This window comes from Nonomuraea sp. IBHARD001, from assembly GCF_056106265.1.
Window position 1 is genome coordinate 6,793,720 of record NZ_JBWBBW010000002.1, and the last position, 14,534, is coordinate 6,808,253.

Annotated in this window: 6 protein-coding genes; 2 read left to right on the forward strand and 4 right to left on the reverse strand. The window is 69.4% G+C overall.

Going from position 1 to position 14,534, the window contains the following annotated elements:
• Positions 1 to 617: 617 nt before the first annotated feature.
• Entirely contained in the window at positions 618 to 8,801 is an 8,184-nt protein-coding gene (locus ACTWNK_RS32655) for a polymorphic toxin-type HINT domain-containing protein (RefSeq protein ID WP_474308763.1), read from the reverse strand.
• 529 nt (positions 8,802 to 9,330) lie between these two features.
• Between ACTWNK_RS32655 and otsB the strand changes: the two genes are divergently transcribed.
• Positions 9,331 to 10,080: a trehalose-phosphatase gene (gene otsB / locus ACTWNK_RS32660; RefSeq protein WP_474311042.1), complete on the forward strand. Its 750-nt coding sequence runs from the start codon at positions 9,331 to 9,333 to the stop codon at positions 10,078 to 10,080.
• A gap of 27 nt (positions 10,081 to 10,107) precedes the next feature.
• On the opposite strand, the gene ACTWNK_RS32665 is transcribed toward otsB, so the two are convergent.
• Together ACTWNK_RS32665 and ACTWNK_RS32670 are read right to left on the reverse strand one after the other, a co-directional pair.
• Positions 10,108 to 10,542, reverse strand: coding sequence for a hypothetical protein (locus tag ACTWNK_RS32665; protein WP_474308764.1), 435 nt, complete (start codon positions 10,540 to 10,542; stop codon positions 10,108 to 10,110).
• A gap of 341 nt (positions 10,543 to 10,883) precedes the next feature.
• Positions 10,884 to 12,602, reverse strand: coding sequence for a PucR family transcriptional regulator (locus ACTWNK_RS32670; RefSeq protein WP_474308765.1), 1,719 nt, complete (start codon positions 12,600 to 12,602; stop codon positions 10,884 to 10,886).
• 117 nt (positions 12,603 to 12,719) lie between these two features.
• Between ACTWNK_RS32670 and ACTWNK_RS32675 the strand changes: the two genes are divergently transcribed.
• Entirely contained in the window at positions 12,720 to 13,595 is an 876-nt protein-coding gene (locus ACTWNK_RS32675) for an alpha/beta fold hydrolase (protein WP_474308766.1), read from the forward strand.
• A 15-nt stretch (positions 13,596 to 13,610) separates the two neighbouring features.
• Here the strand turns inward: ACTWNK_RS32675 and ACTWNK_RS32680 are convergent, their stop codons facing one another.
• A complete protein-coding gene (locus tag ACTWNK_RS32680) occupies positions 13,611 to 14,498 on the reverse strand; it encodes an SDR family oxidoreductase (protein WP_474308767.1) in 888 nt (295 codons plus the stop codon).
• Between the last annotated feature and the right edge of the window lie 36 nt (positions 14,499 to 14,534).

The window sequence follows — 14,534 nt, forward strand, 5'->3', positions numbered from 1 at the left end:
GCCGTTGCCGCCCAACTCTGAAGTGCGGCTGGAGTACTAGTCCATCACGCCAACACGTCTCATTCCGGGAGAACGAAACCATGGCAGACCATCCGGGGTATTCTCTTTCAGAATTCGTGACCGAACCATCTTTCGGAAAGCGATCTCACACCGGAATCTTCGAATCGATCTACCACTTGCCTGCCTTGACGGCAATGAAAGCAGCCACCAGCATAGCCCGCTACTTCTTTGAGACCACCGAAATACCACCCAGCCCGAGGGAGAAAATTCGGACAAGCGCCTTCCGGACATCCGGGTCTCGATCGAGCCTCTCTAGTGATTTGAACCTTTCCGGATCAAGATCGATTGTGGCAATTCCGCCAGCACCCCCATCATCCACGGCCGAAAAAAGCACGAGACATCGATAGGTCCGCACAGCCCCCCCTCGCTCCTCGCGCATCAGCGACTGGAGGACGACGGTTTCCTCCTTAACCTGGCTACGGAGCGCGTCTACCGAGGTCCACCGAGTCCCCCAGCCTCGCCCCTCCGCCTCCAACTGGATCTCGAGCAGCGTATCGAAACTGATCTGACACACGCGAAAGTCAGGGTCAGTCGAATGAATTATTGGCATCAGAGCACTATTCCCCACTGTAGACGTCGAGACGGATTCTCGTCCTTGGATCAATACGCCCATCTTTGATTCTTCGCAGGAGTTCATCCAAGCGATGATGACCCCCAACAATCTTCCCGCTACGCAAGACGACAATCCCGTCACCAACTGCGGCATTGTTGATCGCGTCTAGGAGTTCTTCATTTGTCAGCTCTTCGTGATACCACTGCGATGCTGGATCCCGAGTCGACTGCCCCACCTTGTATTTCTCAGCAAGATCGCCAGCATTCTCATGGATTTTCGACCAACAGCCGGCGTTATGAACGAGGACGTCGTTGCCCCCTACAGTCACATGGTAGGTGTGAATGTCGTCGACGGTGAGATTGTGGACGCGCTGATCGGCGGTCGTTCTGGTGGCGGCTGCTGCGACCTGGACGTAGGTGCCCGTGCTGGTTTGGAGCCAGTCGCCTGCCTGAAGGCTTGATGCCTGTCGCCACTCTCTCAGGTTTGGGACCCAGAACGGATGCCTATCGGTGGCGATGACCACGCCGGTTTTGTTGCCCTTGGGGCCGTCGGTGTCGACGGTGAGGTGGACGAGGTTCTTGGTGCCCTTGCTGGTGATCAGGGCGATGACGGGCTTGGCCTCGGTGGTGCCGGATTGCGGGTCGGTGGCCAGGACCTTGTCGCCGACCTTGATGTCTTCGATGGGTTTGCGGGTGCCGTCGGCCATCAGGACCAGGGTGCCGGGGACGAAGCTGCTCTTGACGCTGTTTACGGTGCAGCCTGTGGCCTTCTTGATCACCCGGCTGGCCTTGGCGTACAGCTCGCGGGCGGTGGACAGGCGGCCTCGGGCCTCGAACCAGCCCTTGAGGGCCGCGAGGGCACGCTCGCCCAGTTTCCATACCGACTTGGCGAGGCTGGCGAGCTTGCTCCACTTCCACGGTGCGCCGTACTTAAGCGCGAGCTTTCCGAGCAGACCGCCCACCGCGGCACTCAGGACGTTGACCGCGGTCTCGGTGCAGGCGCTGACGCTGCCCTTGGTGAAGCACTCCAGGCCGGCGGTGATGCCGAGCTCGTCCATGACGATCTTGAGGAGTTCCTTGCCGACCGCGAGCAACTCGTTGAGCATTTTGTTGGCTTCGGCGTCGGCGCCGTGAATGAGGTTCGCCGCCTGCCACTGCTTGCATTCCTTGCTCGACTTGTTCTTGGCGCAGGGGTCGGCATCCTTTGGACCCTTGAGCGGGTACAGGCCGGTCGGGTCAGACAGGCCGATCGGGTTGTTGGCCGCGTAGCTGTACGGGTTCGCCCACTGGGGTGGGTCGAGGTTGAGGAGGGGGTCGGTGCTGAGGAACTTGGCGATGGTGGGGTCGTAGTAGCGGGCGGAGAGGTAGGACAGGCCGGTGGTGGCGTCTTCGGTCTTGCCGAGGAAGCCTCGGTCGGTGAAGGGGAGGTCGTCGGTGCCTCGGCGGGCGCCGTACGGGAGGTAGCGTTCGCGGGTGATCTGGCCGGTGGTGTCGTCGATGGCCAGTTGCTGGCTGCCGTGCAGGCCGGAGGTGAGCCAGTTCAGGCCTTCGGCGCTGGTGCGCATGGCGACGGTGGCGCCGTCGACGGTGGTGTAGTAGCGGGTGGCGGTGACCTGGGTCGCGGCGGCGTGGACTTCCATGGCGCCGAGGTAGAGGGTGGCCTTGCCGTCGGGGGTGCGGCGGATGAGGCGTTCGCCGTCGGCGTCGTACACCATCGTGGTGTCCTGGCCGTCGACGGTGGCCTTGTCGAGTTGGCCGAGCGGGTTGTAGGTGTAGGTGGACTGCTTGCCCGCGACGGTACGGCCGGTCATCTGGCCGGTGTTGTCGTAGGTGTAGGTGTCGGTGCCGCCGGGGCGGGTGATGGAGGTGACGGCGTTCGGGCGTACGGCGGAGGCGCCGGGTGCGGGGTAGGCGTAGGTGGCGCTCTGGCCGTTGTCGGTGAGGGTGGTGAGGTTGCCCGCGCCGTCGTAGGTGTAGCTCTGCTGGTAGGGGTCGATGCCCTGGCCGTCGGCGCTGCCCTCGGCACAGCCGGTCGTGGTGGTGGTCCAGGCGGCGCTGAGGCGGTTCAGATTGTCGTAGGTGAAGCACTCGGCCTGGCCCGCGGTCGCACCGGGCACGGCGGAGGCGGCGTCCAGGATGCGGGTGATCTCACCGGACAGGTTGTAGGTGTAGTGGTCGTCCTGGGCCACCTGGGGGGTGGGCGTGTCGGCGTTGGACGTGGTGGTGATGCGGTTCAGCCAGCCGGTGCTCTGGTCCCAGGTCAGGGTGCGGTTGATCTTGCCGTTGGCGCCGTAGGCACGTGAGGTCATACGGCCGGTGGGCGAGTACGCCGTGCTCTTGACGTACGTGGTGCCGCCCGCCAGGTCGGACGTGAGGCCGTCGGCCAGCCCGAGTGCGGTGAACGTCGAGGTGAGCGTCTCGGCGGCGAGCCCTCCCGCGGCGGGCATGGTCGTCTGGGTGACCGCGCCGATCGTGTTGTACGCGACGGAGAAGGTGTAGTCACCGGCCAGCGCGCCCTCGCTCGCGGGCACGGTCAGCGTCGAGCCGGTCGGACGGCCGAGCGTGTCGTAGCCGTTGACCCGATCGGTGTAGGCGTTGCCGTCGACGAAGCGGGCCGCCGAGGTCAACTGCCCCTTGGCCAGGGTGTCGTAGACGCGTTCGGTCAGCTTGGTCCCGGCGCCGACCTCTCCCGACCACGTGGTGACGGGACGACCGAGATCGTCGTAGGCGTAGGACAGCTTCGCGCCGTTGCCGTCGAGCGTCCAGGCGACGCGACCGGCGGTGTCGTAGCCGATCTCGCTGTCGCCCGCGTCAGGGTCGTGCGCTGAGACGCGCCGACCGGCGAGGTCGTAGGCGAACGTACGCTCGTTGCCGTTCGCGTCCAGCATCGAGCTCAGGCGGCCCGACAGGTCGTAGGCGTAGACGGTGTCGTGATGGGTGAGCGCGTCGGCCCACTCCTCGACCTTGGTGACCTTGTCGGCCAGGTCGGTGTGGGTGACGGTCTTGCCACCCGTCGGCGGTTGCACCTCGGTGCGGTCGCCGGTGTAGGTCATCGTGGTACGGCGGAGCTCGGCGGCGCCGTGGAAGTCGACGCCGAGCGTGGTACGGGCGAGAGTGTCGTAGGTCGGCATCGACCACTGCGGCACGTCGGCGAGGTTCGGGTTGAGCAGGCCGGAGCCGGGCTGAGCCGCGTTGTGGAAGGGCGCGGTGGCGGCCGATTCCAGGCCGCGTCCGTCGTAGCTGGTCATGGAGACCATACGGCCACCGGCGGGCGAGGGGGCCTGGCGCTCGCGAGGCCTGCCCCAGCCGTCGACGTAGGTGTGCTCGGTCAGCCAGGACGCCCCGGCCCCGGTGCCGCCGCGCAACCGGTTCACGGTCGTCATCGCCGGGCCGGTCGGCTGCAGGACGCCGCCGCCGTACGGGATGGAGTAGGTGACCTTGGCCGCCGGGGTCCCGGCCTGGCGGGGCTCCTCGGGAGTCCAGAGGGTGAGGGTACGGCCGAGCTGGTCGTAGTCGATGTTGATGTCGTTGTTGTTGGCGTCGCGCAGGCCGAGGAGCTGGCCGTGCAGCGGCGAGGCCCAGCTGGTGACCGCGTGGCCGAGTGTGTTGGTCACCGTGGTGCCGCCGGTGGGCCAGCCGACAGCCGGGGTGTAGGCGCTGGTGGTCACCTTGCCGGCCTCGTCGGTGCTGGTCAGGATGCGACCGTAGGAGTCGTACGTCGCGTGGGTACTGAGATGGGCGGTGGCACTGGTGTACGTGCGCGTCTGGGTGGGGTTGCCGGTCGTGACGGTGCCCGCGGCAGGCGAGGTCTCGCCGTCGTACAGCACGACGGTCTTGTCCAGCAGGGTGCCGTTCTCGCAGTCGTCACCGGCTCGGCGTTCGCCGCCGATGCGGTAGTTCAGCATCCACTTGGCGCTGTTGCGGGCGTAGGCGAGGGTGGCGCAGGTGTTGTCGGAGGCGACGCCGCGCTGGCCGTAGTCGTTCACCTTGATGGGCAGGCCGTCGGCGTTGTAGGTGGTGAGGGACTCGGCGTAACGCTGCCCGGTGGACACCTTCTCGCGCGACACCTGGCGTACCTGCTGCACCCTGGCCGGGTCGTACTCGCCGGGGCCCTGGCCGGTGACCACACGCTCGTGCTCGTAGCGGCTGGCGGCCAGTTCCTCGTACGTCCAGCCGGAGGGCGGCGTCGGGGCGGTGTCGGCGAGCGTGACGATCAGGCGTGGGGGGTGGCCCGCGCCGCCGATCTCCTCGCTGGAGCGGAAGTCCTGGATCGCGTTGGGGCCGGTGGTGAGGTCGGGCTCCTGGCCGCTCACGGACAGGCCGTAGTTGGGGTCGCCCGCTGCCCACGCCCTGGCGATCGGGGTGAGCGACCACTGCATCGTCTTCTCCGGGGCGCAGTCGCCGGTGATGGACTGGCCGACCGGCGGGCGACTGGTCCAGTAGATCTCTTCGGGACGCCAGACGCTGATCGCCTGGCCGATGCTGACCTTCGGGTACTGCGTGTTGCACGTGGGCATCGTGTTGTACAGCTCGAGGCGGGCGTCGACGACATAGCGGCCGCGCAGCTTGGAGCCGTCGAAGCGCAGGTAGGCCTTGTGGTCCTCGATGACGGCCGAGGCACCGGCACCGGTGCGGGTACGGCCGACCATCAGCGACGTCTCCGTGGGGTCGTCGGCGTGGCCGCCGATGGAGTGCACGGAGGTGTCGAGGAGCAGCGGCAGGGTGAGGGTGACCTCGTTGGTACCGCCCGCGACGGGGGCCGGCAGGGTGGTCGGCGGGCACACGCCCATGTCGGCCCAGGCGTTCGCGTTGGTGCCGGGCTCGATGCCGCGGTTGGGGATGCGGGTGTTGGCCCACAGGTGTCCGTTCCAGAACACCGTTTCCTTGCCCGTGTACGTCTCCTGGGAGGACCACTGGGGGACGTCACAGGACACACCGGGGGTTCCGGGAGTGGTCGTGGGGGTTGGCGTCGGGGTGGGGGTGACCGTGGGGGTCCCGGTGGGGGTGACCGTGGGGGTGGGCGTGACCGTGGGCGTCGGAGTGGGGGCCGGGCCGCAGGGGCCGAGGTCCTGCCACATGTTCGCGCTTGAGGGGCCGCCGGGTTCGACGCCCGAGCCCTTGGACTTCGCCTGCCACTCGTGGCCGTTCCAGCTGACGCGCTGGCCGGACAGGTAGTTCGTGCCCGCCGACCACACGGGGTTCGTGCATACGACCGAGGTGGGGGTGGGCGTGGGCGTGGGGGTCGGCGTCGGCGTGGGAGTCGGGGTCGGGGTGGGAGTCGGGGTGGGAGTCGGCGTGGGCGTCGGCGTGGGCGTTGGGGTGGGCGTTGGGGTGGGCGTTGGGGTGGGCGTTGGAGTTGGAGTGGGAGTCGGCGTCGGGGTGGGGGTCGGCGTAGGCGTCGGGGTCGTGCCGCAGCTGCCGAGGTCCTGCCACATGTTCGCGCTGGAGGGGCCGCCGGGTTCGACGCCCATGCCCTTGGACTTCGCCTGCCACTCGTGGCCGTTCCAGGTGACCTTGGCGCCGGTCGAGTAGTTCCTCGTCGCACTCCACTGCGCGGCCGTACACGCCGCCGTCACGCCGAGCGCGACCGAAGGCGGGGAGACGACGCGCGCGAACGAGGTCGTACCGCTGCCGGGAGCCTTGCGGCGCAGGGTGCGTTCCTGCAGAGTCTGGCCGGCCAGCCACCAGTGGTCGGTGTGCGCGGTGCCGTCGAAGTCGGTCACCGTGACGGGGGAACCGCTCCGGTGCAGGCCCCGGTAGAAGGTGCTCTCCGAGACGGAGTACCCCTCGGGGTCGGTGCCGGTGCCCTTCACCGTCCGCACCGAGGTGTAGCCGCGGTAGTCGCTCCACGTGCGCTCGGCGACGTCGTCGGTCAGGAAGGTGCGCGGCAGCGTCCAGGCGGGCGTGCCGACGTACTCGTAGCGGGTCAGGACGGTCGGGCTGCCGCTCACCATGTCGCGTTCGGCGACCGAGGCGACCAGGAACTTGGGATGCACGGCCATCGAGGCACGGCGCAGCAGGACGGCGCCACCGGCCGGGATCCACGCCCAGCGCCTGAACTCGGGGAAGCAGTCCCAGGCGTTGTCGGACCAGTCGCGGGTGCGCAGGCCACTGGTGGGACACGGATTGGTCTGGCCGTAGGCGACCTCGACCTGGCCGCCGAGCCCGTTGTGCACCCTGGCGATCCTCGGCAGCGACACCTCGTACAGCCGCTCGCCCCGGTAGTAGGCGTCCACCTCGGCGGGCAGGTCGCCCGCGTAGAACTCGTTGCGGTACCCGAACGGCTTGACGGCGTCGAACTCCACCACCGGCAGCCGGATCTCGCCGTCACCCGCGAGGCCGACGGGCCGGATGTACTCCAGCCACATGGCCGGGTCGTTGCCTCCGGCCACACTCCAGTCACCCTTGGTCAGGTACAGCTGGCGCAACTGCAGCTTGGCCACGTCCTGCCAGGGCTCGGCCGCCGCCGTACGGGAGTAGGTCGTGATCGAGTCGAGGCGCTGGGAGAGGAAGAAGACCGGCGAACCGGGCAGTGTGCAGGTCGTGTCGCTGGGCGGGCACGACAGATCGGCGGGTACGTCCCAGTACGTCGTGCAGACCTGGCCGGAGCATTCGTGCTGCCAGGAGCCGGGCGCCGCGGTGGGTGTGGGCTGCGTCGGCGCGGCGGCGCACGGGTCGGCCACGGGCGTGGCGAGCGGGTCGTCGACGGCCATGCCCTGGGCGCAGCGGCGCACGGAGGTGAACACGGTCCTGGCCGTGGCGGCGCTGCCCGCGACGTTGACGTTCGAGCCCCAGGTGACCTCCTTCAGGAAGCCGCCCCTGTCGTACTCGACCGGCACCCGGCAGGGCACGCCGGAGCAGACGGAGAACTCCTTGACGTACCGGTTGATCTCGCGGGTCCAGGAGAACTCGATCTGGTTGCCCCTGGCGTCGACCTCACGGTCGAGGTTCCAGCGCCACACACCCGTGCAGGTCGGCTTGGGGTCGGGCTCGTCGGGCTCGTAGTCGGGCAGCGGATCGGTCGGCCAGCCTCCGGCGGGCGGGAGCGGGTAGGTCGCATGGCACGGCTCGCCCGGGTCGTCGCCGACGAACGGCACCTGCCAGCGCGACTCGCGACCGGAGCCGAACGAGTAGACGGTGCCGTCCTGGGAGGTGATCTCCCAGTGTGAGGAGGTGCCGCCGGTCGTGTCGTCGTCCAGCAGGCGGATCTTCCACCCGAAGTCGTTCTCGGTCTTCCACTCCCCCGACGTGCCGTCCTTGAGCAGGCGCGAGGAACGGCCGTCGAGCGAGAGCACCAGTTCCGAGGCCGTGGCGTCGTTCGTGCCGGGGTCGCCGTCGTTCTCGTCGGGCGACTCCCAGCACAGGTGGCCGCTGTCCTTCTGGTACGGGTGCTTGGACGCCTTGGGCAGGATGTCGGTGGCGCATCCCTTGAAGCGGCGTTCGATGAAGCCCGCGCCGCCGACGTCCCAGCCGAGCCCCACCCAGCCGGACTGGGCGTTGGAGATCGTCGTCATGCCGTCGACCGAGCCCGAGTCGTAGGCCAGCGCCAGGTTCGGCCCCTTGCCCGCGACCGTCGGAGGCTCGGCGATCGGGTAGGAGTAGGAGAACGAGCCGGACGACAGGCCGGCCGCCCAGGTGCCGGTGGGCTTGAGGTCGGTGGCGGCGAAGTTGCCCGCCGTACCCTCCGCCGAGGTCGTCGCGGCCGAGGAGGTCAGCACGTAGACCGACCGGCTCGACGCCTCGACCTGGGCCACAACCGTGCTCGTACGGGTGTCGTTGGCGTAGGGCACGTCCTGCGGACGCCAGCGGCACGCATCGGCGTCGGTCTTCGGGTCCAGCACGCACAGCGGCAGGCGTACGACCTTCAGCCGGTCGGCGAAGCCGCCGCCGAACGCCTGGCCGAAACCGGAGTAGTCGAATGCCATCCATACCGGGCCTGGGTCGGTGCGGCCGTCCGTCCGGGTGAGCGTGGCGGCGATGCCCACTCCGCCGAGCCGGTCGGCCGCCTGGGCGCCGAGGACGTCCACGCGTACCTTCGACACCGTCTCGGCGGCACGCAGGCGGGTGGCCGCCTTCGGCCGGGGGCCGTGCAGCTCGGCATTCTTCAGCCGGTCGGGGACCACCGCGCCTCGGGCGACCGCGACCGGCCTGCCCGGCAACGGCGCCAGTCCCGAAGGCGGCAATGTCACATCATCGCCACCAGCCGTCGGCCACACCGGGGGCGCCAGGCGCGTCCGCGGCGCGACGGCCTCCTCGGGCCCACGCACCTCGCTCGCAGCGGCGACAGGCCGAGTGGTAACGGAACGTTCCAGATTGCGCGCGGCACCTTTCTCGGGCACTGCGGGCTCGACCATCTCCCCGGTCACCACCAGCCCCGAGGCGACCAGTACAGTCGCCAGGCCAGTCAGCATCCACATCTGGACACGCGAGATTCCCACCGCTGCAACCCCCGGCAGTCGACATAAGATCCACATAAAGGGACCGGCCGACATCGTGTACCAAGCCCCACAAACAGGACAAGAGCTTTTTCCGCTGTCCAGTCGCTACGGAAAGTGACAATTGCCGTTGAGGCAGGGCGGTGTGGCGGAAAGGCGTCAAGGGCCTTCCTGGGGGTGTTCTCAGCCTTGAAACGCTTGCCTGCTAGCGTTTTTGCGGGGGTGGGCTGTGGGTTTTCGACGGGAATCGTTGACGCCTGAGGCGGCGGTTTTGCGGGCTTCGGTGGATGCCGGGCGGTGTGGGTTCCTTTTTGACTTCGACGGGATGCTGGCGGCCATTCTTGAGGATCCGGCGGCGGTTCGGCCGGTGGCGGGGGTGGCTGAGCGGCTGGCGGAGCTGGTGGCGTTGACGGCGGGGGTGGCGATCGTTTCGGCGCGGCCTGTGGAGTTTCTGTACGGGCGGCTGGGGCGGGTGCCGGGGATCTCGCTGTTCGGGGTGTACGGGCTGGAGCGGTGGGTGGACGGGCGGGTCGTGGTGGCGGCCGAGGTGGAGGGGTGGTTGCCGGTGATACGGGAGGCGGTGCTGCGGGCGCGTCGGGAGTTGCCGGGCGAGGTGCGGGTGGAGGACAAGAGTGGGGCGTTGGCGCTGCACTATCGGGCGGCGCCGCATCGCCGTACGGAGGTGGAGGCGTGGGCGGCGGCGGTGGCGGGTGAGACGGGGGTGGTGTTGCAGGGCGGGCGGATGGTGGTGGAGCTCAGGGCGCCCGTCGGGATGCACAAGGGGGCGGTGGTCGAGCGGGAGGCCGTGGGGCTGGGCTGCGCCTGGTACTTCGGTGATGATCTGTCCGACGTACGGGCGTTCAGGGCGTTGGAGGATCGGGAGGCGGTCGATCCGGCGTTCACGGGGGTGAAGGTCGCGGTGGCCAACAGCGAGACGGGGCAGGAGTTGAGGCAGCGCGCCGACTTCGAGATCGCTTCACCGGGGGCCGTACCTGGATTCCTCGATGAGGTGATCGCGGTATTGCGGAGATAGCTCCGCCCCCGGAGGCGGACACGCTGATCAGCGTGGGTATGGATAGCGGAACTCCTCCTTCACCGCGCTCATGTCGGGAGGTGCTTCCCGGTCCTCGACGGTGTCCAGGTGGAGGGCGTACAGCAGGTGGAACTCCTCGGTGTGGAAGTCGTCGAGGAGGTGGGGCCAGCGGGAGAGGCGTTCGAGGGCGGCGGCGGTGGCTCCGCTGCAGGTGCCTGCGCAGAGGAAGAGGAAGCCGTCGTCGGTCTTGAGCTTCTCGACGACGAAGTACTCGGTGTACGGGCCTTCGTGCTGCTGCAGGGGGTCGCTGCGGCTGAACTCCTTCGACTTGCCGTTGTGGTGGTATTTCAGAACGACGACGCCGCGTTCGGCCAGGCCGGTGCGGGGGTCGACGCGGCGGAAGAAGCGGAAGCGGGAGCCGCCTTCCATGATGTCCAGGCCGTGTTCGAGTACGGCGTGCACGAGTTGGTGGTAGATCGTCCCGCCGACGAGGATCGTGCAGCGCCACCGATGGGCACGCAGGACCGGCAGGTGGGTGTGCTGGCGCCCGGCGGCGTGGTCGACGGCGCGCAGCAGTCCGACTCCCTAGCCCCAATACCCCAAAATTTCCGGATCCTTCGATGCCTGGCCCGTGTTGTCAGCCAGATCGCCGCCAAAGCCAGCAACACCGCGAAAAGCAGGTCGGTCAGGAGGTTGACCCCAAGGTCGGAAAGAAAGTCCACCGCCCAACACCATCCTCACCTCCTTTCATGCTAGGTCCGATATCCGACTATCAGACGATTTTCCGCAACGAGTTATCCCGACTATCCATCCTTACCCCGACTATCCATCCGCCCGGCAGTCAGCCGCAGTTTCAGCCACACCAACAGCCGCCGATCCGGGTCGTCGAGGTCGTACCCCTGCTCGGCCAGCCGCCGGACACGGTAACGCAGCGTGTTCGGATGCACCCCGAGCCGCCGCCCGGCCGCCGCCACGTCGCCGTGCGCCTCGATCCAGGCCAGCGCCGTCTCCCATGCCGCCTCCGGCAGCGCGCCCTGACCGTGGGCGAGCAGATCCTGATGCCCGGCGACGAGATCACCCAACTCCCGCAGCGCCGCCTCGACCCGCACCTCGTCAATCGTCGCCGCCACCCTTCCCCCGGGCCCAGACCCAGCACCGGCACGCAGAACAGCGAGCGTGAGATCCGCATGGTGCCGCGAGCGCGGCAACTCCTCGGCCCGTACGGCCGGCCCGCCGACGCCCGCCACCAACGCCACCCGGCTGCCGATCCGCTGCGTGATGTCGGCGGCCAACTCCCCCAACGCCCGCAGATCCTTGGCCGCGAGCAGGCAGTACACCGTCTCGCCCCGCAACACACACGCCGACGAACGCCGATACACATCCAGATAGGTCGCCACGCCGTCCAGCAACGCCTCCCCCGCCTCGGCCGCCTGCCTGGCGAAGGAGTCGGCGGGCACGGCGGGACCGACGGCCAGCACTGCGGCGCCCGCATCGGGATCGAGGCCGAGCCTGCGGCACGCGTCGCGTGGGTCCCGGCCGTCGAGCGCCTGCCCGACGAGCTCGCCACGCCGCTCCCTCGCCACACTCCTGGCCGCGCGATGCCGTACCAGATGGGCGGCGCACAGCCGGGCGAACTCCTCCATCAGCAGCAGCCGGTGCTCGGGCAGCGCCTCGTGGCCTTCGAGCAGCCACAACATGCCGAGCGGCTCCTGACCGCTGCGGATTCCGGCGCCGACACGGGCGATCGGCCGGTGCGGGTCCTGGCCCGCGGTGCCGAAGCGCAGGGCCCTGCCGCCCGACAGCAGCAGCCGCCTGGTCTCGGGCCTGGCGTGCTCGGCAGGCACCGAACGGGTCAGGATCACCTCGCGCTGCAGGTCGTCGAGCCACTGACCGGGCACGGCCGAGTACGCGAGCAGGCGCCACTGCGTGTCCACGATGGCGGCGGGCCGTTCGAGGGTACGCGCGATGGCGTTGACCAGGGCCGACAGATCGCCGATCGGCACGCCGCTCATGTCGGCCGCGGCCTCGACCGGCGGTGTGTCGAGCAGGTCGCCGGTGGTGACGGCCTGGTCGAGCAGGGTGTGCAGATGGCTCCACGACAGCCGGGCGAGCAGCACGACGATCGCGATCCCGGCGGCCCGCGCGGCGGCCACGGCCTCGGCGGGGAGGGCGGCCAGTGTTCCGGCGACGATCTCGGCGGTGCCGTCGGGTGTGGTACGCGCCGCGACCACGTCGTCCTTGACGACCGAGCGCACGAGCCCGGCGGCCGGCCGTACGATGATCGCGGAGGCTCCGGCCAGGGACGCGACGACGTCGGCGTCCGGTGGGCCGCCGACCATGAGGACGACCGATCCGGGTCTGGGCGGCGTCGGGTCCTCGCGGTCGTGGATGGCCGGTCCGGCGACCGGCACGTCGAGCCCGCGCGGCGCGAGTGCGACCGCGACCATGATCTGGCCGATGCGGTCGATCACCTGGGCCAGCGACGGCTCGGTGTACTCCGCTACCTGGTGCGTCTCTGCCATAATCGAGTATGACCGATCGGCCAAGGTGAACCGCTCATCCTCATCCGTTCGGCCAAAGCACGACGGCCGGGTCCTGCGGCATGCTGCCCGTACTCCACCACGAGAGGGCGGCTTCGCGTGACACCCACCGGTTCCCTGGGCACCAGCTCCTTGGGCGAGGTCGGACATGCCCCGACCCGCGACGGCAGGCGGCTGCACCATGTCAGCCAGGGACAGGGCGACACGGTCGTGGTGTTCGAGGCCGGGCTCGGCGCCTCGCGCACGGAATGGGCGCTCGTCCTGCCCGAGGTGGCCAGGAGCACCAGGGTGGTGGCCTACGACCGGTCGGGGCTCGGCCGCAGCGCACCCGACCCGGCCGTACGCGATCTGGCCAGGATGTCCTGCGACCTCGGCGACCTGCTCGACCATCTGGACGCGCCCTCCTACGTCCTGGTCGGGCACAGTCTCGGCGGGCCGATCATCCGGCATCTGACGATGACCAGGCCGGAGCGGATCGCCGGACTCCTCCTGCTCGATCCCGCCGCCGAACAGCTCGACCTCTACTACCGGCAGGGCCCGCGCCTGGCCTCGATCGGCATGCTCCGGCTGGCCGAACTGCTGGCCCGGGCCGGCGTGCCGATCGTCCAGGCGGAGATACGCCGGGTGCTGGAGCTGTTCCCCGCGCCGATGCGGGCGGAGGCGGCGGCCGAGATGTTCACCGCCGAGGCCAGGCGGGCCTCCCGGCGGGAGTTCGAGCCGCTGGCCCGGAGCCTGCTGGCGCTGCGTGCCCTCACCGCCGCCGAGCCGCCCGTCGCCGTGCCGACCACAGTGATCTCCGGCGCCCTCGAACCCGGCCGCCGCAAGGAGACCCGCCGCCGCTTCGTCCAGTGCCACCGCGACTTCACCGCCACCCTCCCGTACGGCAGGCACGTCATGGCCGAGCACTCCGAGCACATGGTCCCCCAGGACGACCCCGACCTGGTCATCGCCGAAATCCTCCGCCTCCTCCCTTGACCCGCGCCGGAGGCGTCAGCGCCGCCAGGTGTCCCAGGGCTGGGCGGCGATCCAGTCGGTGACGGGTGTCGGCTTGACGCCCAGGACACCGGTCAGGGCGGCGCCTCCCGCGTTGATCATCGCCCCGGCCGGGGTGGCGGCCAGGTGGTACACCCCGGCTACCCCGGCGGCGACCTCCGCCCCGAACACCTCGGTCAGCCCGGCCTCGAACGCCGCCGGATCGATCGCTGCATAACGCACCTCACGCCCCCACACCTGGGCGAACCGCTCGGCCAGCTCCCCTCCGGTCAGCGACTCCTCTCCCCCGACCTCCAGCACCCGGCCCTCCAGACCCGGCGTGTGCAGCGCCGACACGGTGGCCGCGCCGAGATCGACATGCGACAACCACGCGGCGGCCGTTCCCTCGCCCAGCGGGTAGGCGAGCACCCCGTCGTTGACCAGCGCCGGTCCCACGAACGGGCTGAACAGATTGTCCAGATAGACCGGCGGCCGCAGCACCACGACCGGCAGCCCGCTCTCCAGCACCGCGTTCTCGGCCCGCCTGCGCACCTCGACCCCCGGGTACGGCGTGGGGCCGCCAGGCAGACGGGTGGTCGAGTTGAAGACCAGCCGTTCGACCTCGACGGCCTTCGCGGCGTCGAGCACGTGGGCGACGTACGCGGCGACCAGGGCGGGGTCGAACGTCAGCGGGAGCGTCACCGACACGTGCGTGACGCCGTCGAACGCGTGCCGTACCGAGGCGGCGTCGGCCAGGTCGCCTTCGACCCACCGTACGCCGGGCTCGGGGTCGGTCCCGCCGCCGTGCCTGGCGAACCCGGTCACCGCGTGCCCGCGCGCCGCCAGCAGCCGGGTCACCGCGCCTCCCTGGTGTCCGGTCGCGCCGATCACGAGATGGTCAGCCATGCTTTTCGCCTCTCCGTCGGTGGTCAGGGCTCCAGC